Below are 22,290 nucleotides of genomic sequence, written 5' to 3'. Positions count from 1 at the left end.
ATTCATTTAATCTATTTGTTCTATCCAAATCAATCGATTATTTATATAGGTAAATATCAGAAATTCATTTAAATGCCCAGAGTCAATAAGAAAAACCCCTAATAAATGGCAGGGGTCAGGTACACGTTCTTAAACTGTCATTTGTGACCATTCTTCAACATTCCACACTTTGGTTACCCAATCTTCATAAAAATCAGGTTCGTGACAAACTAGTACTACAGTACCTTTATATTCTTTTAAAGCACGTTTCAATTCTGCCTTGGCATCAATATCCAAGTGGTTTGTCGGCTCATCGAATAAAATCCAGTTGCTTTCATTCATCATCAGCTTGCAAAGGCGGACTTTTGCTTGCTCTCCACCGCTTAGCTGATTCATTGGGCGTGAGATATGCTCATTTTTTAAACCGCAGCGGGCAAGAGCAGCCCTAACCTGATGCTGATCCATTGAAGGGAAGGCATTCCATACATCATCAATTGGTGTAATATTGCCCGCTTTTACCTCTTGTTCAAAATAAGAAGGGAAGAGGAAGTCACCGCGTTCAACCTTACCATTTAACGGGTCAATTTTTCCAAGCATGGTTTTTAGAAGTGTGGATTTACCAACACCGTTGCAGCCAATAATTGCCACTTTTTCACCGCGTTCAAGCGTCATACTCATTTTCGGCAGCAATGGAGTTGTATAACCAATCTCTAAATCTTTTGCTTCAAACACATAGCGGCTGCTTGAACGTGACTCTTTGAAGCCAAAGGTAGCCTTTACGGCAGTTTCAGGACGGTCAATCCTCTCGATTCTATCCAGCTGTTTTTGACGGCTTTTAGCCCGGCCGGTAGTCGAATAACGGGCTTTGTTTTTCGCAATAAAGTCCTCTTGTTTTTTGATAAATTCTTGCTGTTTTTCATAGGCATTGATATGCTGATTTTTATTGATTTCCGCTAGTTCTAGGAATTTTTCATAGCTTGCTGTGTAGCGGGTAAGCTTAGAGAATTCTAATTGAAAAATAACATTGGATACAGGGTTCATAAATTCTGTATCATGGGAAATTAAAATAAACGCATATGGGTATTCTTTCAGATAAGAAGTTAACCAGCGAATATGTTCAACATCTAGATAGTTGGTTGGCTCGTCTAATAATAGTACCTTGGGCTGTTCTAATAGTAGTTTGGCTAACAGGACCTTTGTACGCTGTCCGCCACTTAGTGCGCTGACATCGCGGTCTAAGCCAATCGCATCCAAACCTAATCCTCGTGCTGCTTCTTCAATCTTAATATCTAGTGAGTAAAAACCACCTGCATCCAGGGCATCTTGGATTTCACCCATTTTTTCCAATAAAACCTCTAACTCTTCAGGTGAGGCATCACCCATTTGTGCGATAACTTCATTCAATTCCTTTTCTTTTTCAAAAAGAGGAAGGAAGGCATCCCGAAGAACATCTCTCATTGTTTTGCCTGGTGTTAACACGGTATGTTGATCCAAATAGCCATAATGAACGCCTGGTGTCCATTCAACACGGCCTCCGTCGTGAATCAATTGTCCCGTAATAATATTCATTAAAGTGGATTTACCAACACCATTCGCGCCGACTAATCCAACATGATCTTCTGCTAATAAACGAAAAGATACATCCTTAAATAATGTGCGATCTCCAAATGTATGGGATAAATTTTCAACAGTTAATAAGCTCATTTTTATTCGTTATCCTCGCTTTGTTCAAGAATTCATACAAAAATACATCATACTAGATTTTTTAGAATTCGACTAGATTTTTTAGCAGAAAAAATTGTAAATTACTTGGAAATCAAAAGAGTGTTCACATCCCATTGATGAATCCAATGAATGTATTTTTTATCATCCTTCGATTTCCGATGTATAACAAGTCTATCTATATGGGTAGGTTATATAAAAAAGGAAAAATTGTATGATCGGATTGCTTATTGCGGTTGTAATCTTTAATTTTATTGCATATAAAACAAATAAGCGACTAACACTCAACCAAATCGTTCACATTTGGACTTTTTCGATTGCCTTGCAAAGCTGCTTTGATATTTTTGTCGAATTTAAATTTCATGGCTATTGGTACTTTGATAAAGAAATTGATTGGCCAGGCTTGATCCCACACCTCTTAATTGTCCCACCGGTAATTATCATCTTTTTAAACCTTTTTCCCTTTAAAAGCAAAACCAGAAACAAATCACTTATCTCTTTATCTTTGTTATTGTGATTTTAGCATATGAAAAGATTGCATTACTTCCAGAGCCTTTTGGATATTTCCATTATGGCTGGTGGCGTTTGTGGCACGCAGTCATACTTGATCCTATACTTTTGTTAATTTTATTGGGATTTTATAAATGGATTTGTAAGTTGGAACGCCGTGCAGGAAGTAGTTATGAGAAGCCGAGGTACTGAGACAAAGTCTTGCTCCGAAGTCCTGCTCTATTTTTCTTAAGATTGATGAAGAAGTTTAAACAAGCGTTATACCTTGTACATATAATAGGGAAAGGGAAGGAGTGTTTGAATGGCGGCGTACAATCAAGATGGAATATCTATTGGTACTATATCAGGGGGGATTGTTAACTTTGGTGGAGCTGTTACAATTGCTCCAATTTCGATTACAAAGACATCTTCTGGTTCAAGTTCAGATAATCAGGGGGGAACAATGACAACAACTAGTGGCAGGAGTTCTTCTTCCAGATCAAATACAGCAAGCAATGGCAGGAGTTCTTCTTCCAGAACAGGTTCAGGTAATAGTGGGGGGAGTTTGTTTACTGACACCAGTTTATCAGGAATACTTGAAATCATCAGACGGGTTTAGCATAAACCCGTCTGAATTTTTTGTAAATATATTTATATTATCTTTAGAAAACATGCTTCTTCTTGTTCTATTGAAATAATTGACAAAAATAATAAAGTATGTCAATCACCAGTTACAATAAAATTACCATAATCAATTACTATAAATTCTCCATTTTCAGAAAGTGCTAGATTCTTCTCTTTGATATCTTTTGGTTCAATTCCATTTTCCTTAAATATCTTAATCAATTGTGATATTTTTTTATCATATTCTTTATCTGACGGTATCTTTTGTGTCATTTTTTTCATTATGATCCATCCGTAACCAGACTCTATTACTGGACATAAATGTTTTTGTATGTGGGATGGTGAATTAAAAAATAACTTATATTCTTTTTTATTGCTCTTCATACCCCAATTATTAAGGGCAACCTTTAATACATATCCATTTTCAAGGTCAAACACAATTCTATTCTTACCATTTCCAATTATTGTATATTTTAACTGAAGAGATTTAATAGCTCTTTCTACATGTACATTCAATTCTTTGGTTTCTTTAATATTGCTTTTATTTTTTATTTTTAAAATCCATGAATTTATTGATTTACTTTCTTGTTTAGATAAGTAACTAGATTTTAAGGAATTAAACTCATTTTTCGTTTTATTATTTTTCTCATCTTGATGATCGTAGATGTTGTCCCATCTCCCTTCCTAAAATTTTAATATTCTACAGTATCCTTATTTCAGTAAATTGATTTATGGATATATACTCAAGCATTATTAAAACAACTTTAAAACAGTGTATGCATAACATCTTTTATCTGAATGGTTGTCTATACGATGAAAAATAGAATTTATTAGTGCTTTTTGTTCCCTAATGTTTGAGAATGCAATTTATCCGTTTTAGCACATCGAGGACTGAATGTAAGGATGGAGGAAGTCTACCATATACTGGGGAATTCGATATAAAATTAATAATAAGTTTATTAAAAAGTAAATACATTTCAAGAAAATAAGCAAACCACCAGTCACTATGATTGGCGGTTTGCTTTTCACTATAGTGGGATAAATCCTTCAGAAAATGCCTAATAATGATTGAAAAGCCGTAAAGCAAAAACAGCTCTGAAAGTGGATGAAGCCATAAAGAGGCTTTTAAAAGCCAATGAAAGCATTAATTTCAATAGTGTATCCAAAGAAGCTGGTATTACAAAGGCAACTTTGTACAATAACCAGGAATTGCGTGAGCGCATTAATTCCCTTCGGGAACAACAGGCACAAGCACCAACAGATAAACAATTTAAGCGAAATATGGATGATAGTAACAAGGATGCTTTAATTGAATCTTTAAAAAGGAAGATAAAAAAACTCCAAAATGAAAATAAGGAACTGCGCGAACAATTGAAATTTGCTTATGCAGACGTCTATAGAAAGTTGTAGATATGATGAGGGTTAATTTATAGCACTTTCTTGAACTAACTGGCAGGATAGTTAAATAATCCCCTGTGACAAAATAAATATAAATAAAAACGACCAAGGGGAATAAAATATGTCTGAATCTAGCATGAAAATAAAAAAATTATTGTATGACGATGATGATATTTTCTTTGAATTGAATGTAGATTTTTCTACTGGTAATTGCAACTTAAACATTAACATCTATACAGATAATGAAGAATTAGAAAAATTGTGAAAAGGAGTAGTGGATTTTTCGAACTTTAAACATAAGGAATTTTTATGGACTACTAGGGAAGATGTAGAATATATAAGTCATTTTCTATCTATGAGATTTTTTTTTATGGTAATCGAGGATATGTAGGAATTGAAGTAACTGCTGATAATAAAAAAGAAAGCCCTTATAGTGTTCGTGCGACTCCAGCTGCCATTTTGGTGGTCTTTTTTTATTGAACTAACATGGCAGTTTAAGTACAAAAATTCACAATCTTTCTTGGGGAAAAAGAAAAAGGACGACTTTCTTCTTGAAGTATTGCACCCGTTAGTATTCTTAAAATAATACTGGACTGTTCGGTTCGAAAATGGTAAAATCTTCTTAATGGAGGGATGGCATTGGGACGTCAAAAGGAATTTATTCGTGAAGAGGCACTCAGGGCTGCTATGGAAACCTTTTGGAGTAAAGGGTACGAGGGAACGAGCATTCCCGACTTAATGCACAATATGGGGATTAGCCGTTCCAGCCTTTATGAAACCTTCGGTGACAAGCAATCTTTGCTTAATGAAGCGGTGAAATATTATTCTCGATTGGTGGGTGAGAGAAAACGAAGCATCTTGGCGAATGCGATGACGGTGAAGCAAGGGTTAACGGTCTATTTTCGTTATCATATGGAAATGGCTTTAGACGAAAACTGGCCAGGTGGCTGTTTGATTACTAATTTGTCTATTTACCAAGATTATCTGGATGATGAAACGAAGGCCCTCATACAAGATAGGTCGGAAACACTGGAAGAGGCATTTTATAATCTCCTGGAGAAAGGTAAGGAAACTGGCGAGCTTAGACCGACCTTGAATAGTCGGAAAATCGCTCGTTTATTGTTATCCATAAATCATGGCATAAACGTTGTTGCGCGCGTCAAACGAGATAAGAGTCTCCTTGAGGACATTTCAGAGAGCATTGTCAACCTTTTAGCTTAATTTGTAACTGTGTGCATATTTCGGACTGTTCGATTCAATAAAGTTTGAAGAGTTATAGCTTGAATGTTTTAATCCAGTTATGTAGTCACAGTCATTAAGTTGTGACATTTATGGACCGACCATTCTCGAAAGAGATAGGTTATTCCATATGGAATAACCGGTTTACATTACACATCAGTTTGCTGCTCTCGTGATTGAAATGATTTGTTAAGAAAGGGGACTAATGCTAGCATTGGCTTGTATTTACCAGGTGAACATCTATGTAAATTGATCCGAGACGGTTTCGAGGAATTGAACAGGCTTTTTATGAGCTTCTCAGTAAAGGACAGCAGACGGGAGAAATTGACCACAAGAAAGATATTAAGGCTCTATCACACCTATTGCTTAATCTTAATCATGCATCAACGTAGTATCCAAGGTGAAAACCGACAAAAAAAATTATTTATGACAAGATGAATACAGTAATTGAGATGCGATAAACAATTTTTTTTTAATATTATTGGACCGACCATTCCAATAATATTACTTATATAACAGGTTAGGGAGAGTGTTCTATGAATTCAATCGCAAAACAAAAAATGGAGAAACCTGTATCGTCGTGGGTTACACTCATTCTGGCCATCGCTTGCGGTGTGATCGCTGCTAATCTCTATTATGCACAACCTTTAGTAGGCCTCATCAGCTCTTCACTCGGACTATCCTCCGTGGCAGCGGGCCTCATCGTCACGCTGACTCAAATTGGTTACGGAATCGGATTGTTATTTATCGTTCCTTTGGGAGATATCCTTGAAAACCGAAAACTTGTTGCTGCGTTATTGTTCCTCACTGCAATCGTGTTGGCTATTGCTACAGTAGTCAAAAGCGCATCGCTATTTCTTGCAGTTTCATTGTTTATCGGGCTAGGCTCAGTAGCAGCTCAGGTACTCGTACCGTACGCAGCTCATCTTTCGCCGGATGCCACACGCGGCCGCAATGTTGGTAATGTCATGAGTGGTTTGTTACTCGGTATCATGCTCGCTCGTCCAGTATCAAGTATTGTGGCGGAGTTTATGGGCTGGCGGACTATATTTGCTTTATCCGCTGCAATGATTTTTGTTCTTGCCCTGGTATTAGTAAAGTTGCTTCCTATAAGGCAGCCGATGACAACGACACAATATCCAACGCTGCTGAGTTCTATGTTCCTTTTACTCAAAACGACACCTGTCCTGCAACGTAGAGCAATCTATCATTCTTGTGTGTTTGGAACTTTTAGTTTGTTCTGGACAACTGTTCCTTTGCTACTAACTAGTCCTATTTTCCACTTTTCTCAAAAAGAAGTTGCACTGTTCGCATTGGTTGGAGTATCTGGGGCGGTAGCTGCACCAGTGGCAGGCCGTCTTGCCGATAGAGGTTGGATTCGACCAGCCACGGGAATAGCATTAGCTTTAGTAACCATTTCTGGCATTCTACCCCTTGTAAGCCAAAGCGGTTCAACTTCCGCATTAGTAATCTTGGTAGTTTCGGCCATTCTTTTAGACATTGGAGTTTCTGCAAATATGGTCCTTGGTCAACGGGCTATTTTCTCATTGGGGGCAGAATTTCGAAGCCGGCTTAATGGTTTATACATGGCAATCTTTTTTGCCGGCGGTGCCATAGGCTCTGCAACAGGAGGTTGGGCATACGCGATGGGTGGCTGGAAAGCTGCATTGTTGATTGGAATAGCTTTACCGGCCATTGCGATAATTTATTATACGACGGAGAAAAAAGAAATTGAACTAACGGAGAACGATACCGAAATAATGGAAAATTCACCTCTTAGTTAGGTTGCTTAATTCAGGGTACCTACATTTATCCTTCTAAAAAAATGTAGAAGAGTTTGTGAAACTATATACTTAAACAAACGGGTGCATTACTGGAACAACGGTAGTGCTTTTTTTCTTCTTTAAGTAGCTGGCAGGTTACTTTAAAAAGTTATGATAAAATGAAGCAATTATTGGGAAGTTATACTCTGGCTTTAAACGCTGATTTATCTTAAATACTGAACTTTGGAGGAGCTAGTGGTGGTAAACTTTTTTAAGTCTCAGGCTTTTGGGGAAGTTATTTTAATACTTTTTGGTTTTGTATTCTTATGGGGAATGAGAGGAATTACAAAAGATATTTTTTTAAATACTGATAAATTTGAAGGCTTTAAAAAGTTCACACCATTACCACCAATTTTTAATTTTTATCTTATCCAAACAATATTAGGACTTGGAGCATTGATAAGTATTTGTGGTGGGATATTTAGTTTTATACGACCACTATTAAAAATTTAGTGATATCAAAAATAGCTTCTTTTTCAACGGGTGCTTTAGTGGAATAAGAAAAATAACATATTAATCATATTAAATATGTATTGACTTTGATTTATTAATATTTTTTTATTTTAGGTCTTGATAAAAAACGAAATAACCTCTAAGTTCCCCGAATTAGTCAACCTGCCTATCACTAATGGAACTATTCTAGACGGTGAGTTTATTGTTACTGATAATCTAGGTAGACCAGACTTTGAAGCGACAATGGAACGTTTCCTGTCAAATAGGTCGGAACATCAAATATCAAATAGTGTCTTCGATATTTATTACTATGGTGAAAAGATTGCAAATTTACCATTATTAGAACGTAAAGAAAAATTGAACCAAATCATATCTGAAGATACAGCCTTATTAAATTAAGTCCAGTGGATTGAAGGCAATGCTGAACAGTACTTGGAGCTAATTAAGCAACATGAACTAGAGGGAAATTGGTTAAAGGTCATTAATTATCAATATGAGGATGTCTATATATCTGGTTTAAGGAAAGATGAATTCGGGTTACTGCTAATCTTTGAGAATGGTAATTATGCAGCCTTAATGGAGTTTGTTTCACCAGCAAACCGGAAGGAATTTTATAAGCAATATAGGGATTATATTGTCGAGGAAAATGACAAGTTCATTTATCTTGATCCTAAGTTGAAGTTGAAAGTGAAATATCGGAACCTAACTAAAAAGGGACTCCTTAGAATCCCTAGTTTTGTGGAGTGGGCTAATTAGTTTCACTCTATTTTTCGTTGTTTTCTTTATCCATTAAAACATCCTTCGGTTGAATAATCTCTTTTTATTTTCAAAAATGAATTGAAATCCATACAAGAATAAAGCCTTGTAAAAGAAATATAGGAAGAATTGAAATGCATTTAGTCGATCCAATCTAAATAGTTTAATCTTCGGAAAAAAACTTTTAGCTAGGATAGTGAAAATAAAATGAATAAAGGCACTTAGCATCAGAAACTTTTTGAAATTTCCGAAAGTCCATTTTAATGACCATAAAGCCACCAACAACATTGGACCTATTAAAAACGGAAATTCGTTATAAAAAAAGGAATTTGGTTTATTATAGAACCACCACCATCTACGTTTCTTTCCAATAGGAACATCGATACAATTGAGTAAATAAACGAAGATAAAGGCAGGGAAAAATCTCTTTATACTTTTCCATCCCAAAAAGGGCATTGGTATCCATGAGAGTACTATCATTGAAATATTAAATAACCACTTATTTTTCATTGACATATCTAAAGTTCCTTTACATTTTTACTTAGAATGCCTTTTTTAAAATTTCTATTCTTGAATGGTTAGGATTTAAATTACTTTTTAAAGCATCAAACGTAAATAACTCATCTTAAATAATGATACGATTTATAATGTGTTAGGAGTGGGCTTATTAGGCTCACTTTTTTTATTTATTAGCTTGTAACTGCTTTTTTTTATTTTTAAAATATGCAATGAGAAACAAAAGCATAGGAATAATAATTTCTACTGGCCAATATAAATAACTTGTTTTATTCCCTTCTTTAAAGTGCTCGGCAGTACTTGATGCTATACCCATGGAGGCAAATAAAATAATGAATCCAATAGGAAAACTAAGTGCTCGAGGATTTTTAAATCGAAATATATCTGTAACGCCGGTTACGGCAGCATAAAAGAAGAGGGTAATTTTAAAAAAACCTCCAATGACAAGTTGGAGCATAAATAGTACATCAGGTCTTAAAAAATGAATTTTCCTAATTGTGGAAAATAAAGGGAATGGTGAGCGAACATAAGCATCCACCCCAAGAGAAGCAATATTTATGATTGTGGCAATGGCTAAATCGATCCCACTCAAAAGTATCGCTAAAAGGCAAACATTTTTTGCTTTTTTGAACTCATTTATCTGTGGAAGTATCATAGAAAATACAATCATTTCACCAAATGGATATAGGACCGATTCATATAAAGATGTTTTTAACACTGGTATATAGCCGTTTTCCAGAATTGGCTTTAGATTTTCTAAATGGATTATTCCCGAAAATAATATTAAGAAAAAACCGAGTATGGACATAAAAAAAACTGCTATAAAATAAAGCTCACCCACTCTACCCAATACTTCAAGACCTTTATGGATTGCATAGATACTGGTTAGAATCATTAATGTATTAATAACAAAAAGGGGTGTATTTGTATAAATAGTTGTCGTTAATAATTCGCCGAAATCACGTAATACCCTTGATGCATCATAAATAAAGTAAATAATATAAATAAAACCAAGGATACGACCTAAAAATTTACCTGTTAATTGTTGAACATAGCTTGTTAAGGGGAGGTCTGGATAATATAAGAACAAACGGTGATAAATAAGAAACAATAATAAGCCACTCATTAGTCCGATAAGCATCACTATCCATGCGTCTTGTTTAACACTCGATCCGATACCAATTAGAATAGCACTTCCTAATTCAAACAAATAAATAAGGGAAAACAATTGAAAAGATGATATTTTTATTGTTTCCATTACTCGCCTCACTGTCATTTCTAAAAGGGAAAAATTATCCCAAACGACTTTCTGTTTGATTTTTGTTTTTTGTAATTTCAATTCATACTAAATAACCTTAATCATAGATAAATCTTTCCCTTATGGTTGTTATTAAAGGTTATTATTTCCAAATTTATTAATTCTATTTTAATTTTTCTTCTTAACTAAACTGTCGTTAGCATAATAAGAGAACAATAAATTCAAGTACGATTTAAAAAACTTGTCGATAACTTCTAATTAACCCAACTTCTATCTAGGTAAAATTGACCTATGTAGAATAAGGGGGGAGCTATAATGGATAATGCTGTTGGAAACATTTTACGAAAAATAGGAATATTAAATATGATAGCAGGAGTCATTGTAGGATTTATTTTAGGAAATACCCATAGTTTATTTGACTCTGGTACGAATTGGGCAGTATTTCTTCTTTGGTCAACAATTGAATTTGTCTCAGGAATGACCTTTTTAGGATTTTCAGAAATTATTTATTTGCTGCAAGGTATATATATATAAATTAATGGGAATGAATATATCTCTTTAAATGAAAGTAAGGTTAAAGGGAAAGCATATATATATAACTCCATCTTAAATAAGGATACAAATGTTTAATAGGTGGCTAATTTAGCTCACTCTTTTCTTATTTAAATGCATAAAAAAAGCTGATAGCCAAATGAGACATATCAACTTTAAATGAAGGTTTATGGAAATTGCTATTGCTGGCTATGTTCCCTAATCATTTCTTGCATTTTCAGATGATGGAAAATAGTTAGTGCAATCATAGCAACACTAAAAATACTCGATAAAATTGTACTTCCTAACAATAGTCGCAAAACCTTTTGATTAAACATAAGTAACCCCCTTTTTTACTTATGGTGGATATTGATTCTAATTATTATTAGTGGAAATGTTTTTCAGAGATTAAGTTGATTGTTTAATTCATTGGTACATTGGGTAATCAAAAAGTAATTACTTTAATGAGGGGCTGATAATTTGAATAAGTATGATTTATTTAATCAAATTGTACTAAATAATGGTAATGTACGATTATCTCCCATTTCATCTAAAGATGAAGCAGAAAATTTGGTTTTTTTGGCACATCAATTAGAACGTGAAGGAAAAATATCATTGTTGAAATTTTGTATTGAAAAAGATCCTATTGCAGTCTCATTAAAAACTAAATTAATTATAAAATCTAATTAGCGTTCATGGTTATGGGTGCTTTTTTTTTTATAAAATAGTCTCTTAAGAGAACGTATAATATGAAGCATTAATCTACATTCCAAAGAAAAAAAGCGCCATTTAGACGCTTCGTTAAAAAGTAGTTTGTAAATGCTTACATTTTTTAAAGGATACTTTTAAATTATGAAAGGTTGTCTTAAATAGTCATGGACAAACATGGAGTATTAGAAATTAATTTTGTCTTACTGAAATTTTGAATGTTCATAACGTGCTTTTTAGGTCATCATTTAATGTTCGCTTTTTTGTTCAGCATAAAAAAGACCTTTGACCTAATGATCAAAGGTAAAATTGGGGGCTTAGTTGTCTAGGCTAAGCCTAATTAGGAGGTCTAAATTCTGAAGAATTTAAACATAAATAAATATTAGCATTTTCGGAATATTGTTTCAACGGTTTAAAGCATTAATGTGTGAAAATATTTAGCCACATTACATATTATCAACTTAATTAATATTAACAGATAATTTTGACTACTTACAACTTATTAATGAGATTCCCTCAAATAATTAACATATTGCCTTACGAGTGGAACAGTTAGTTGATCAATAGTAGTAATGTCAGATTGAAATTCCTTTAACAGTTAAAATAAAAATTAAAATGTTCATGATAACTGGTTAAGGTAGGTTGTCTTAATCCTTCAAATTTTTTTGAAGACAAGAAATAATTATAAGCCTGTTCAAAAGTAAAATATGCAGTTCTTGATTCTTCGTTTACGGTCCTACTTGTTATTCGTTTTCTTTTCATAAACGTCACCTCATAAATACATTTTTGCTAAGAAAATGTAGGCAACGTATCGACATATTTTAGTCAGTAATATGTTGGATATAAGTTGTGTTTATAGAATCTTTATGCAACACTTTGATTGTTATTGTTTATCGCTTGACTTTGCTGCTTAGGTTTCGCCACATTAAAAATGAGATTGAGTAAAATCGCCGTTAAACTACCTGCAACAATTCCACTGTTAGTTAATATTTTCACACTTTCTGGCAGGGCATCAAATAAATTAGGAACCGCTGTAACCCCTAGACCTACACCAACAGAGCAGGCAATAATTAATAGGTTTTCCTGAGATGAAAAATCGACTTTGCTTAGCATTTTAATCCCGGAAGCAATAACCATTCCAAACATGGCTACCATGGCACCCCCTAGTACGGAGGTAGGCACTACCGTTGTTAACGCAGCAATTTTAGGAACAAATCCAAGGAAAATCAGAATACCAGCCATTGTATAGATCACATTTTTCGACTTCACACCGGAAAATTGAACAAGTCCAACATTTTGCGAATAAGTCGTATAAGGGAAGGAGTTAAATAGTGCACCTACGATACTTGCAAGGCCTTCTGCACGATATCCTTTTACCAAATCCTGTTCGGTTAATTTTCTTCCAGTAATATCACTTAATGCAAAATATACACCTGTTGATTCAACAAGACTTACAATCGCAACTAGGGTCATCGTAATGATTGGAGCTAGTTCAAACGTTGGTACAGCGAAGTGCAGGGGAGCAACCATGTGGAACCATGATGCCGCTCCAACAGCAGAAAAATCAACTTTGCCTAAAAGTGTTGCCGCAATCGTACCGGCAATCAAACCAAGCAAAATAGATATTGAACGAATGAAACCTTTAAAAAAGCGATAAAGAACAATGATAAATAATAATGTACCAAATGCAAGACATAGATTTGTTACTGATCCAAAGTCTGGGCTTCCTTGACCCCCGGCCACGTTATTCATTGCAACAGGAATAAGGGTAATTCCGATGATTGTTACAACTGAACCAGTTACAACAGGAGGGAAGAAGCGGACAAGCTTTCCAAAAAAAGAAGCAATAAGGATTACAATGATTCCGGAAACCAGTATCGATCCATAGATCGCAGACATACCATATTGCCCGCCGATCGCAATGATTGGACCAACTGCCGTAAATGTACAGCCCAGGACGATTGGAAGTCCGATTCCAAAATAACGATTTTGCCATACCTGCAAGAGAGTAGCGATTCCGCTCGTTAAGATATCTAAAGAAACTAAGTAAGCTAATTGTTTACCAGATAAATGAAGTGCACCGCCGATTATTAGCGGGACGATAACAGCCCCAGCGTACATTGCTAAAACATGTTGAATTCCTAAAGATGCAGTTTTCCATGGACCTTGTTTCATTAGACTAATTCCTCCACTTTTTCATTGATAAACTGAACTTCTCCGTTTGATAGGGAAGCGATCCTTGCTAATGATTCCACCCTGAACCCTAATTCTTTCAGTTTTTCTGCTCCTTGCTGAAAAGACTTTTCAATTACAATGCCAATCCCATTTACCTTGGCTCCGCTTTGTTTGACAATCTCTACTAATCCAAGCGCCGCTTGTCCATTAGCAAGAAAGTCATCAATTACTAGAACACGGTCATCTTCATCTAAATACTTTTTGGAGATAGAGATTTCGTTTGTTTCATTTTTAGTAAATGAATGGACCGAAGCGGAAAGTAAATCATCTGTAAGTGTCAATGATTTTCTTTTTCTAGCGAAAACAACAGGTGCATTCATATATAATCCAGCCATTACAGCTGGTGCGATACCAGAAGATTCAAGTGTCACGATTTTCGTAATTCCTTCATTAGCGAACCGTGAGGCAAATTCTTTTCCAATCTCATTCATTAGGAAAGGGTCAATTTGATGGTTAAGAAATGAATCCACCTTCAAGACCTGATCTGACAATACCCTTCCTTCCGATTTAATTTTTTCCTCTAGTAATCTCATAATGTTAAATCCCCCTTGAAAAATAAAAAGAGCCCAATGGTCATTGCTCACACTGTAATAGAGTGAGGCAATGACCATTGGGCTCTAATTTCCATCGAAAAATAGTAGAAATAAGCACAATAACTTAATCACATTACCCACTCATAGTCAGATTGTTAACGGCAATCTGGTAGAAACTTGCGGGCCATATTCCCGCGATTATATGAGAGAAACTTATCTTTTATGTAATCACATTATAACATGCAAAAAGGGGAAATCAATCACTTTTTCATCAAAAAACGAACATTAACGAAAAAAAATAGGCTATCATTCGCCTTAGAAAGCACTTTCAATCATTTATTACTGTTCAAAAAACAAATATTGAATAGCGATTCAGTTTCGAGTACTATTAAAATACAGATGTTTAGTCAGAATATTCCAAATCGAGGAGGGGTTTATTTTGCAAAAAACAATACCTGAAAGCTGGTGGAACCAACTGAGGCTGCCCGTTATTTCTGCACCGATGTTCTTGGTGTCAGGCACCGAACTCGTTAAATCATGCTGTTTGAACGGTGTGATTGGATCATTTCCTGCTCCAAACGCAAGACCAATTGAGGTGCTAGATCAGTGGATGGGACAGTTAAATCAAGAGCTTACAGAGGCACGAGCAAATGAACCAGATCGAAAAATTGCTCCGTGGGCCATGAACATGGTGGTACATAGCTCTTATAGCCGCCTGCAGGATGAACTTGACTTAATTAAGAAACATAAGCCGCAATTAGTGATTACTTCTTTGGGAAGTCCAAAACATGTAGTGGAGATTGTTCATGAATACGGCGGACTTGTTTTCTCAGATGTCAGCGATTTAAAGTTCGCCAAAAAAGCGGCCGAAGCAGGTGTTGATGGCCTCATCCTCGTAGCAAGCGGCGCCGGCGGTCATGCTGGGCAAATTAACAGCTTTGCGTTTGTTGATATGGTCCGGTCATTTTGGGACGGAATCATCATTCTTGCCGGTTCTATTTCCACTGGTAAGGGAATCTTAGCAGCTCAAACGGCTGGTGCTGATCTTGCCTATATGGGTACACGTTTTATCGTAGCAACGGAAAGTATGGCTAACGATGATTACCGGAAGATGCTTGTAGAGGCCACTCAAGAAGATTTGATATTAACCGATGCGTTTTCTGGTGTGAAAGCAAACATGCTGATCCCGAGTATTAAGAATGCAGGGCTTGACCCCAAACAATTAGTCAAAAAAGACCAAGTGAACTTTGATGATATGCAAAAAGAAACAAATGCCAAGGCCTGGAAGGATATCTGGTCTGCCGGCCATGGAGTAGGGGCAATTGACCGAATTGAATCCGCTGCGGATATTATTGGTCGATTGGAACTTGAATATAGGGAAGCACTTCAAAAGATTAATAGCTTTGCTGGAAAATTAACAAGTGTGGGTGTCAACTAAAGCGGTGATGGAAAACTAGGATATTAACAGAAAAAAGGAACCGAATCATTAAACGGTTCCTTTTTTCTGTTTCCTGTTATTTTCCTTTTTTGCAACAATATTGACCACTTTATAACCAGGTTTTAATTTCACCTTTTTTTTGCCGTTGTCTGTGGTGACTTGGTAGAGGGTATATTTACGCGGTTCAATTTCCAACCGATCAATGTTTTTAATCGTCTCTTTACGGAAATGTTTATGGATCTTTTTTATTTGCTTCTCCGGTTTTTCACCGTAAAAGATATCATAAGCATAAATAAAAAGATAGATAAACACAGCACCGATGACAACGTAATATAGGGCGGAAGTTATGACTGTCATGATAGACATCCTTTCTAAGAAGCAGGTGTAAATTGTACAAAGTGTATTATAACGAAAAAGGAGAAATTTAGAAATGATTTGTTTGGCTGCTTGAATAAGATATAGGGAGAAATAAACTATTTTAACCTGTGTACATTAATATTTTTAAAAAATAATTGTCCATATATGGTGAACAAACGTCCGAAAATACGATAAAATACGCAATACAAACACTTACACATCAATATTTAAAGCGCTTACCTATATCCATCCCAGGAGGACAATTGTGTTTTTCCTTTTTACACATCCAACTTCAATACTAAGGGGGAATTTTTTGTGTCCAGCCATATTTTAGAAACCTTTTTAAATGAAAATATTGAAGACTTAAAGGGCAAAGGTTTGTATAATGTCATCGATCCACTGGAAAGTCCAAATGGACCAGTCATTACGATTAATGGCAAGGAATTAATTAACCTTTCCTCTAACAATTACTTAGGTTTAGCAACAGATAAGAGACTTAAAGATGCAGCAAATGATGCCATTAAGAAATACGGTGTCGGTGCAGGGGCTGTTCGAACCATCAATGGAACGCTTAAACTTCATGTAGAGTTAGAGGAAAAATTGGCTGAGTTTAAACATACGGAAGCTGCGATTGCTTACCAATCAGGCTTCAATTGTAATATGGCCGCTATCTCAGCTGTTATGGATGCGAACGATGCGATCCTTTCAGATGAATTAAACCATGCCTCGATTATTGATGGCTGCAGACTTTCTAAGGCAAAAATTATCCGATTCAAACATTCCGATATGGAGGATTTACGTGCTAAAGCCAAAGAAGCAAAGGAATCAGGTCAATATAACAAGATTATGGTGATTACCGATGGCGTATTTTCAATGGATGGTGATATTGCCTTATTACCAGTAATAGTAAAGATTGCAGAGGAGTTTGATTTAATTACGTACGTCGATGATGCCCATGGGTCCGGCGTCCTTGGGGAAGGGGCAGGGACCGTTAAGCATTTCGGACTTTCCGATAAGATTGATTTTCAGATCGGGACCTTATCAAAAGCGATTGGTGTTGTTGGAGGATATGTAGCTGGCAAGAAAAATCTGATTGACTGGTTGAAGGTTCGCAGCCGTCCATTCCTATTTTCCACATCCTTGACCCCTGCGGATGTGTCAGCATGCAAAAAGTCGATTGAAATTTTAATGGAAAGCACCGATCTTAATAAGAAGTTATGGGATAATGGCCATTACTTGAAAACGGGATTAAAAGAATTAGGGTTTAATATTGGAAATAGCGAAACTCCAATCACACCTTGCATCATCGGCGACGAGTCGCTCACACAACAATTTAGTAAACGACTTAATGAAGAAGGAGTTTACGCTAAAGCGATCGTGTTCCCAACTGTACAAAAGGGTACTGGCCGCGTCCGTAATATGCCAACTGCCGCTCATTCTAAGAAAATGCTTGATCAAGCAATTGCCATTTATGAAAAAGTCGGTAAGGAAATGGGCGTTATTTAAATGAAAACAGAGACACTTTACACAATTAAGTAACGTATCCTTACATTAAAGAATTTTTCAGCAAAAGTAAAGAGGACGGAGAAACAATGAAGCGGATTTTAATCACAGGCGCATTAGGACAGATTGGATCAGAATTAACATTAAGATTAAGGGAGATCTATGGAGCAGATCATGTCATTGCTACTGATATTAGGAAGAACGATAGTATAGCTGCCCAAAGTGGCCCCTTTGAAACAGTAGATGTAACTGATTTAAACAAAATGATGGAGACGGCAAAAAAATACAAAGTTGATACAATTATGCATTTAGCTGCGCTCCTTTCAGCAACAGCCGAAGCAAAACCTGTATTTGCTTGGAGTTTGAATATGGGCGGATTGATGAATGCTCTTGAAACGGCGAGGGAGCTGAAAGCCCAATTTTTCACACCTAGTTCAATTGGAGTGTTTGGACCATCCACACCTAAAAATAATACTCCACAGGATACCATTATGCGGCCGACTACGATGTATGGGGTCAATAAGGTTGCCGGAGAATTGCTAGCCGATTACTATTATCACAAATTTGACGTCGATTCACGCGGATTGCGTTTCCCCGGCCTAATCTCACATGTTACCCTTCCTGGAGGGGGAACAACGGACTATGCTGTTGAAATTTATTACGAAGCAGTTAAAAAAGGAAAATATACTTCCTATATTAATAAAGGTACCTTAATGGACATGATGTACATGCCGGATGCATTGAACGCCATTATTGACTTAATGGAAGCGGATGCATCTAACCTCAAGCACCGTAATTCTTTTAATGTCACAGCGATGAGTTTTGCACCCGAGGATATTGCTGCAAGTATCGCTAAGTTTATACCAGGGTTTGAGATTAACTATAAGGTAGATCCCGCTCGGCAGAGTATTGCCGAGAGCTGGCCAGATTCGATTGATGCTAGTGCGGCAAGAGAAGAGTGGGGCTTCAAATATGAGTATGATTTGGATAAAATGACGCAGGATATGATCGAGAAGCTGCGGTATAAATTGTAGATTATCGAAACCTGAGCCAAAATGGCCCAGGTTTTTTATTGTGTTATCGTGTACGGCTCATTTTCATAATTTTACGGCTGTTTTTCTAATAATAGGAAACTTATCTCTCGAAAAAGAAACAGCGAGCCTGATCAGCTTCGCTGTTTATCTTTTTACATAAATAAGTTTCTCTTGTTTCTCAATGACACGGCCAACGATCGCCGCTTGGACAACGCCGCTTGCATGCAGTTGCTCCACATAACTTCTTGCTTCCACTTCATCCATGGAAACCAGCAAGCCCCCTGATGTAATCGCATCACAAAGGACAAGCTGCTCCTCTGAAGCAATATCCTCATAAAATGTATCATCACTGATCCATTTATGATTGGACTTAGAACCTCCAGGAACAACACCGTTTTTCGCTAACTCAACCGCACCTTCTAAAATTGGCACCTGACTCCAGTAAACTTCAAAGCTCACATCACTGCCGCGTGCCATCTCACTGCCATGACCAAGCAAACCAAATCCCGTTACATCTGTTACAGAATGCGGCTGATAATTGGTCAATACTTCAGCTGCCGTCTTATTGAGCATTGCCATTGTTTCTGTAACCAACTGCTCTTGTGCAAGTGTTACGACACTTCTTTTAATACCAGTGGTTATGATCCCAACGCCAATCGGTTTAGTTAACACAAGAAAATCACCGGGTTTGGCGCCGACATTTTTCCATACCTTGTCAGGGTGAACGATACCCGTTACAGATAAACCAAACTTAGGTTCTTGGTCATCTATGGAGTGACCGCCAACCGTAATCGCGCCTGCTTCTTTTACTTTATCAGCCGCACCGCGAAGGATATCGGAAAGCATTTCAGCTCCAAGCTTTTTAATTGGAAAGCCCACAATATTCATTACCGTTTTCGGCTGACCACCCATTGCATAGACATCACTTAAAGCATTTGCTGCCGTAATTTGACCGAACATATAAGGGTCGTCGACAATCGGCGTAAAGTAGTCAACCGTTTGTATGAGAGCAATGGAGTCAGTTAATTTATAAACCCCAGCATCATCTGATGTATCAAGCCCCACAATCAATTCAGGGACAGGTTCTTGTTTAGGTAATTTACGCAAAACTTGCGCCAGGTCCTCAGGACCAATTTTGCAGCCTCAACCAGCTTTTGTCGAAAAAGAGGTTAGGCGAATTTTCTCTTGTTCACTCAACATGTCCACCTCCATTTTCATAGTATACCTCTTTCCGTGTAAATCCGCACCAATCATGCAGAACATTTGCAGAAGGTGAGGGGATACGGTAAAATATTTTTACTATGTTGATATAGGAAAACCTAAATATAGGGAGTGAACGTGTGAAAAACTACCATGTTATTGTAGAATTTTGTATGCAATGAAACTACGCACCAAAAGCCGCGAGTTTCGCGGAAGAGCTATTTAACCATTTTTATCGGGACATACAAAAATTAGAACTGATTCCTAGTTCAGGCGGCGCTTTCGAAGTGACCGTTAATGGGGAAAAGATTTATTCCAAGCTTGAAACCGGAGTGTTCCCAGATACAGAAGAAATGATTGAAATTATTAAGACTAAATGACAAAAGCCCTCAAAAAAACGAGGGCTTATTTTTATATGCATAATCATATTATGTTAACCCAGACTGAAAAAATCATCCTTAAACACAGGTTTAAGGTAAAGTAATATATCTATTTTTCCCTGATCCTTTTTTCGTTTTAGAGATAAAAATCTCTAATCTACCATTTGTAAAAGCCGCAGATATATCCTGTTCTTTGATATAAAATGGAAAATCAATTGAACGTGACCGTTTATAATGGGTTGTGTAAGGGGGGTGTTTCGCTGCCAAGATGGTTAATTTTTTTTCTTCTATATATACTCGTATATCTGATGCCTCAAAATCACTTAAAATCGCTTCAACAATCCACTCTTGATCGGTCTCGAACAAGTCAATTTGAAATTGTGTTTGGTCGTAATAAGCTGTGAGCGGATCCAGAAAATAGTTTTCCAGCCACTTTTCCACTAAGGCAAAATCAAAGGTTTGATTTTGCAGATGTTTTTTCCTCATTTTAATCCCCCTTGCTCGTTCATTTTATTCTATCCGAACTTAAAATGTGAACCGGTTATGATATAATAGGAAAAGAAATTTTGCCAACGGACGAGCTGCAAAAATTCGAAGGCAGGCGGCTAAATTGCCCTTCTACCATACGAAAAGTCAAACACCCGCAGCTAGTTTATAGAAGGAGTTTTTTATTGTGAAAGAATGGTTACGTTCACTACCGGCCATCCATGAGCTACAAAACCACGAGAATTTTCTCAAACTTTATAACGAAAATCAACTTGATAACCCGCAGCTTACAAAACAACTAAAAGACGTGCTCGATCAAATAAGGAATTTAATACTAAAAGAGCAATGGCAAGGAGCCACACCTGGAACCAATACTTTTATGGAAGAATTGTTTCAAACACTTGAAGAAAATATTCAAAAGCAATACTCCTATACGATAGAAAAAGTCATCAATGCAACAGGGACGATTTTACATACAAACCTTGGCAGGGCAAGACTAAGTGAAAATGCGATTACGCATGTGGTCGAAACGGCAAGAAATTACTCCAATCTAGAATATAGGTTGAAGGAAGGGGAACGGGGCTCACGCCATAGTCATGTAGAATCACTCATTAGAGAAATTACAGGCGCTGAAGCAGCAATGGTCGTCAATAACAACGCGTCGGCTGTTTATCTTGTATTAAGGTCATTAGCTAAACAAAAAGAGGTCATTGTTTCCCGTGGACAGCTTGTTGAGATTGGCGGATCCTTTCGCATTTCATCCATCATGGAGGAAAGCGGTGCCATCCTAAAAGAGATCGGCACGACAAATAAAACCCACCTGTATGACTATGAAAATGCATTGTCACCAGATACCGCTGTCATCATGAAAGTACATACCAGCAATTTTAAAGTGATCGGCTTTACAAAATCAGTTGAAACAGAAGAACTCGTACAGCTAACTAAAAGGCAAGAAAATGTAATCTTCTATGAGGATCTTGGCAGCGGCGCGCTGTATGACTTTAAGAAGCATGGTATAGGCGATGAACCTGTCGTTAAAGAGGTCATCGAAATGGGGGCGGATGTTGTTACGTTTAGTGGAGATAAACTCCTTGGCGGACCACAGGCAGGGATTATTGCCGGAAAGAAAGCTATTATTGACCAATTGAAAAAACATCAATTAGCCAGAGTAGTTCGGGTTGATAAGATGACATTGGCAGCTCTAGAGGGAACACTTATTGATTATGCCCGAGGGGAAACCGCAATGAGAAATATCCCAACAATTCGTGATTTATTAGTTTCTATTCATCAATTAGACGAAAGAGCACAATTATTCGTTACAAAATTATTACAAAAAACGAGTCATTTTCAAGCTACTATTTTCCAAGACTCAAGCCAAGTCGGCGGGGGAACAATGCCGGATGTTTTACTGCCAACCATGGTTATTGCCTTAAAGCATGAAAAGCTTTCAGCAGAGCAGATCGGCAGAAAATTACGAACGGAAACGAAACCTGCCATTATTGCCCGTATTCAAAAGGATGAATTATTTATTGATTTAAGAACCGTTTCTGTTGAGGAAGAAAACCTATTGCTAGATGCAATAGTAAATATTAATCCTGAATAATTCATAAAAACGGGAAGCGCCAAGT

General features: G+C 36.6%; 24 protein-coding genes and 1 riboswitch. Of the genes, 15 read left to right on the top strand and 9 right to left on the bottom strand.

Translation table 11 applies throughout. The annotated features are described in order from the left end of the window. Positions 1–129 precede the first annotated feature (129 nt). The gene (locus AAHB15_RS09205; RefSeq protein WP_144568213.1) at positions 130–1,683 is read right to left on the bottom strand and encodes an ABC-F family ATP-binding cassette domain-containing protein; all 1,554 of its coding nucleotides are present in this window, start codon (positions 1,681–1,683) and stop codon (positions 130–132) included. 829 nt (positions 1,684–2,512) lie between these two features. Here AAHB15_RS09205 and AAHB15_RS09200 point away from each other — a divergent pair. Beyond that, on the top strand, positions 2,513–2,809 hold the full coding sequence (locus AAHB15_RS09200; protein WP_144568215.1) for a hypothetical protein: 297 nt from the start codon (positions 2,513–2,515) through the stop codon (positions 2,807–2,809). A gap of 101 nt (positions 2,810–2,910) precedes the next feature. Here the strand turns inward: AAHB15_RS09200 and AAHB15_RS09195 are convergent, their stop codons facing one another. Further along, positions 2,911–3,330 carry a hypothetical protein gene (locus AAHB15_RS09195; protein ID WP_335575717.1) on the bottom strand — a complete coding sequence of 140 codons (420 nt, stop codon included), beginning with the start codon at positions 3,328–3,330 and terminating at the stop codon, positions 2,911–2,913. 552 nt (positions 3,331–3,882) lie between these two features. Between AAHB15_RS09195 and AAHB15_RS09190 the strand changes: the two genes are divergently transcribed. The 7 genes from AAHB15_RS09190 to AAHB15_RS09160 all read left to right on the top strand — a co-directional run bounded on the left by AAHB15_RS09190 (position 3,883) and on the right by AAHB15_RS09160 (position 8,483). Beyond that, positions 3,883–4,224 (top strand): DUF6262 family protein, encoded by a 342-nt coding sequence (locus AAHB15_RS09190; RefSeq protein WP_335575718.1) that lies wholly within the window; start codon positions 3,883–3,885, stop codon positions 4,222–4,224. 109 nt (positions 4,225–4,333) lie between these two features. After that, entirely contained in the window at positions 4,334–4,477 is a 144-nt protein-coding gene (locus AAHB15_RS09185; RefSeq protein ID WP_335575719.1) for a hypothetical protein, read from the top strand. Positions 4,478–4,845: 368 nt separating this feature from the next. Further along, positions 4,846–5,433: a TetR/AcrR family transcriptional regulator gene (locus AAHB15_RS09180; protein WP_335575720.1), complete on the top strand. Its 588-nt coding sequence runs from the start codon at positions 4,846–4,848 to the stop codon at positions 5,431–5,433. Between the two features lie 554 nt (positions 5,434–5,987). Then, entirely contained in the window at positions 5,988–7,235 is a 1,248-nt protein-coding gene (locus AAHB15_RS09175; RefSeq protein WP_335575721.1) for an MFS transporter, read from the top strand. Between the two features lie 237 nt (positions 7,236–7,472). Further along, a complete protein-coding gene (locus tag AAHB15_RS09170) occupies positions 7,473–7,727 on the top strand; it encodes a hypothetical protein (protein ID WP_342042251.1) in 255 nt (84 codons plus the stop codon). Positions 7,728–7,844: 117 nt separating this feature from the next. Beyond that, positions 7,845–8,126 carry an ATP-dependent DNA ligase gene (locus AAHB15_RS09165; RefSeq protein ID WP_335575939.1) on the top strand — a complete coding sequence of 94 codons (282 nt, stop codon included), beginning with the start codon at positions 7,845–7,847 and terminating at the stop codon, positions 8,124–8,126. Between the two features lie 33 nt (positions 8,127–8,159). Further along, entirely contained in the window at positions 8,160–8,483 is a 324-nt protein-coding gene (locus tag AAHB15_RS09160; protein ID WP_335575940.1) for a hypothetical protein, read from the top strand. A gap of 682 nt (positions 8,484–9,165) precedes the next feature. Here AAHB15_RS09160 and AAHB15_RS09155 read toward each other — a convergent pair. Next, positions 9,166–10,257: a GerAB/ArcD/ProY family transporter gene (locus AAHB15_RS09155; RefSeq protein ID WP_342042250.1), complete on the bottom strand. Its 1,092-nt coding sequence runs from the start codon at positions 10,255–10,257 to the stop codon at positions 9,166–9,168. Positions 10,258–10,572: 315 nt separating this feature from the next. Here AAHB15_RS09155 and AAHB15_RS09150 point away from each other — a divergent pair, with 315 nt between their 5' ends. Beyond that, positions 10,573–10,791 (top strand): hypothetical protein, encoded by a 219-nt coding sequence (locus AAHB15_RS09150; protein ID WP_335575922.1) that lies wholly within the window; start codon positions 10,573–10,575, stop codon positions 10,789–10,791. 197 nt (positions 10,792–10,988) lie between these two features. Here AAHB15_RS09150 and AAHB15_RS09145 read toward each other — a convergent pair whose 3' ends face one another. Then, positions 10,989–11,126, bottom strand: coding sequence for a hypothetical protein (locus tag AAHB15_RS09145; protein WP_335575923.1), 138 nt, complete (start codon positions 11,124–11,126; stop codon positions 10,989–10,991). Positions 11,127–11,268: 142 nt separating this feature from the next. Between AAHB15_RS09145 and AAHB15_RS09140 the strand changes: the two genes are divergently transcribed. Then, positions 11,269–11,478, top strand: a complete 210-nt coding sequence (locus tag AAHB15_RS09140) for a hypothetical protein (protein ID WP_342042249.1) — start codon at positions 11,269–11,271, stop codon at positions 11,476–11,478. Positions 11,479–12,360: 882 nt separating this feature from the next. Here the strand turns inward: AAHB15_RS09140 and AAHB15_RS09135 are convergent. Then, positions 12,361–13,671, bottom strand: a complete 1,311-nt coding sequence (locus AAHB15_RS09135) for a nucleobase:cation symporter-2 family protein (protein WP_335575525.1) — start codon at positions 13,669–13,671, stop codon at positions 12,361–12,363. Then, entirely contained in the window at positions 13,671–14,264 is a 594-nt protein-coding gene (locus tag AAHB15_RS09130) for a xanthine phosphoribosyltransferase (RefSeq protein ID WP_335575524.1), read from the bottom strand. The genes AAHB15_RS09135 and AAHB15_RS09130 overlap by 1 nt, the downstream gene beginning before the upstream one ends. Before the next feature lie 124 nt (positions 14,265–14,388). After that, positions 14,389–14,490, bottom strand: a riboswitch (purine riboswitch). A gap of 213 nt (positions 14,491–14,703) precedes the next feature. Here AAHB15_RS09130 and AAHB15_RS09125 point away from each other — a divergent pair. Further along, a complete protein-coding gene (locus AAHB15_RS09125; RefSeq protein WP_342042248.1) occupies positions 14,704–15,702 on the top strand; it encodes an NAD(P)H-dependent flavin oxidoreductase in 999 nt (332 codons plus the stop codon). 48 nt (positions 15,703–15,750) lie between these two features. Here AAHB15_RS09125 and AAHB15_RS09120 read toward each other — a convergent pair whose 3' ends face one another. Next, positions 15,751–16,059 carry a hypothetical protein gene (locus AAHB15_RS09120; RefSeq protein ID WP_335575522.1) on the bottom strand — a complete coding sequence of 103 codons (309 nt, stop codon included), beginning with the start codon at positions 16,057–16,059 and terminating at the stop codon, positions 15,751–15,753. A gap of 315 nt (positions 16,060–16,374) precedes the next feature. On the opposite strand from AAHB15_RS09120, the gene AAHB15_RS09115 reads away from it, so the two are divergent. Further along, entirely contained in the window at positions 16,375–17,565 is a 1,191-nt protein-coding gene (locus AAHB15_RS09115) for a glycine C-acetyltransferase (protein ID WP_342042247.1), read from the top strand. An 86-nt stretch (positions 17,566–17,651) separates the two neighbouring features. Continuing rightward, entirely contained in the window at positions 17,652–18,596 is a 945-nt protein-coding gene (locus AAHB15_RS09110; RefSeq protein ID WP_342042246.1) for an L-threonine 3-dehydrogenase, read from the top strand. 144 nt (positions 18,597–18,740) lie between these two features. Here AAHB15_RS09110 and selD read toward each other — a convergent pair whose 3' ends face one another. Beyond that, complete coding sequence (selD, locus tag AAHB15_RS09105; RefSeq protein WP_446715851.1) at positions 18,741–19,796, bottom strand: selenide, water dikinase SelD; 1,056 nt, start codon at positions 19,794–19,796, stop codon at positions 18,741–18,743. Positions 19,797–19,969: 173 nt separating this feature from the next. On the opposite strand from selD, the gene AAHB15_RS09100 reads away from it, so the two are divergent. Beyond that, positions 19,970–20,176, top strand: coding sequence for an Rdx family protein (locus tag AAHB15_RS09100; RefSeq protein ID WP_342042262.1), 207 nt, complete (start codon positions 19,970–19,972; stop codon positions 20,174–20,176). A 90-nt stretch (positions 20,177–20,266) separates the two neighbouring features. Here the strand turns inward: AAHB15_RS09100 and AAHB15_RS09095 are convergent, their stop codons facing one another. Beyond that, entirely contained in the window at positions 20,267–20,662 is a 396-nt protein-coding gene (locus AAHB15_RS09095) for an Hsp20/alpha crystallin family protein (RefSeq protein ID WP_342042245.1), read from the bottom strand. Between the two features lie 187 nt (positions 20,663–20,849). On the opposite strand from AAHB15_RS09095, the gene selA reads away from it, so the two are divergent. After that, positions 20,850–22,265: an L-seryl-tRNA(Sec) selenium transferase gene (gene selA, locus AAHB15_RS09090; RefSeq protein WP_342042244.1), complete on the top strand. Its 1,416-nt coding sequence runs from the start codon at positions 20,850–20,852 to the stop codon at positions 22,263–22,265. Positions 22,266–22,290 lie beyond the last annotated feature (25 nt).

The organism is Bacillus sp. OTU2372 (assembly GCF_038440275.1).
Lineage (GTDB): Bacteria > Bacillota > Bacilli > Bacillales > Cytobacillaceae > Neobacillus > Neobacillus bataviensis_B.
The sequence above is the reverse complement of the archived record's forward strand: the minus strand, read 5'-3'. Positions and strand labels throughout refer to the sequence as shown.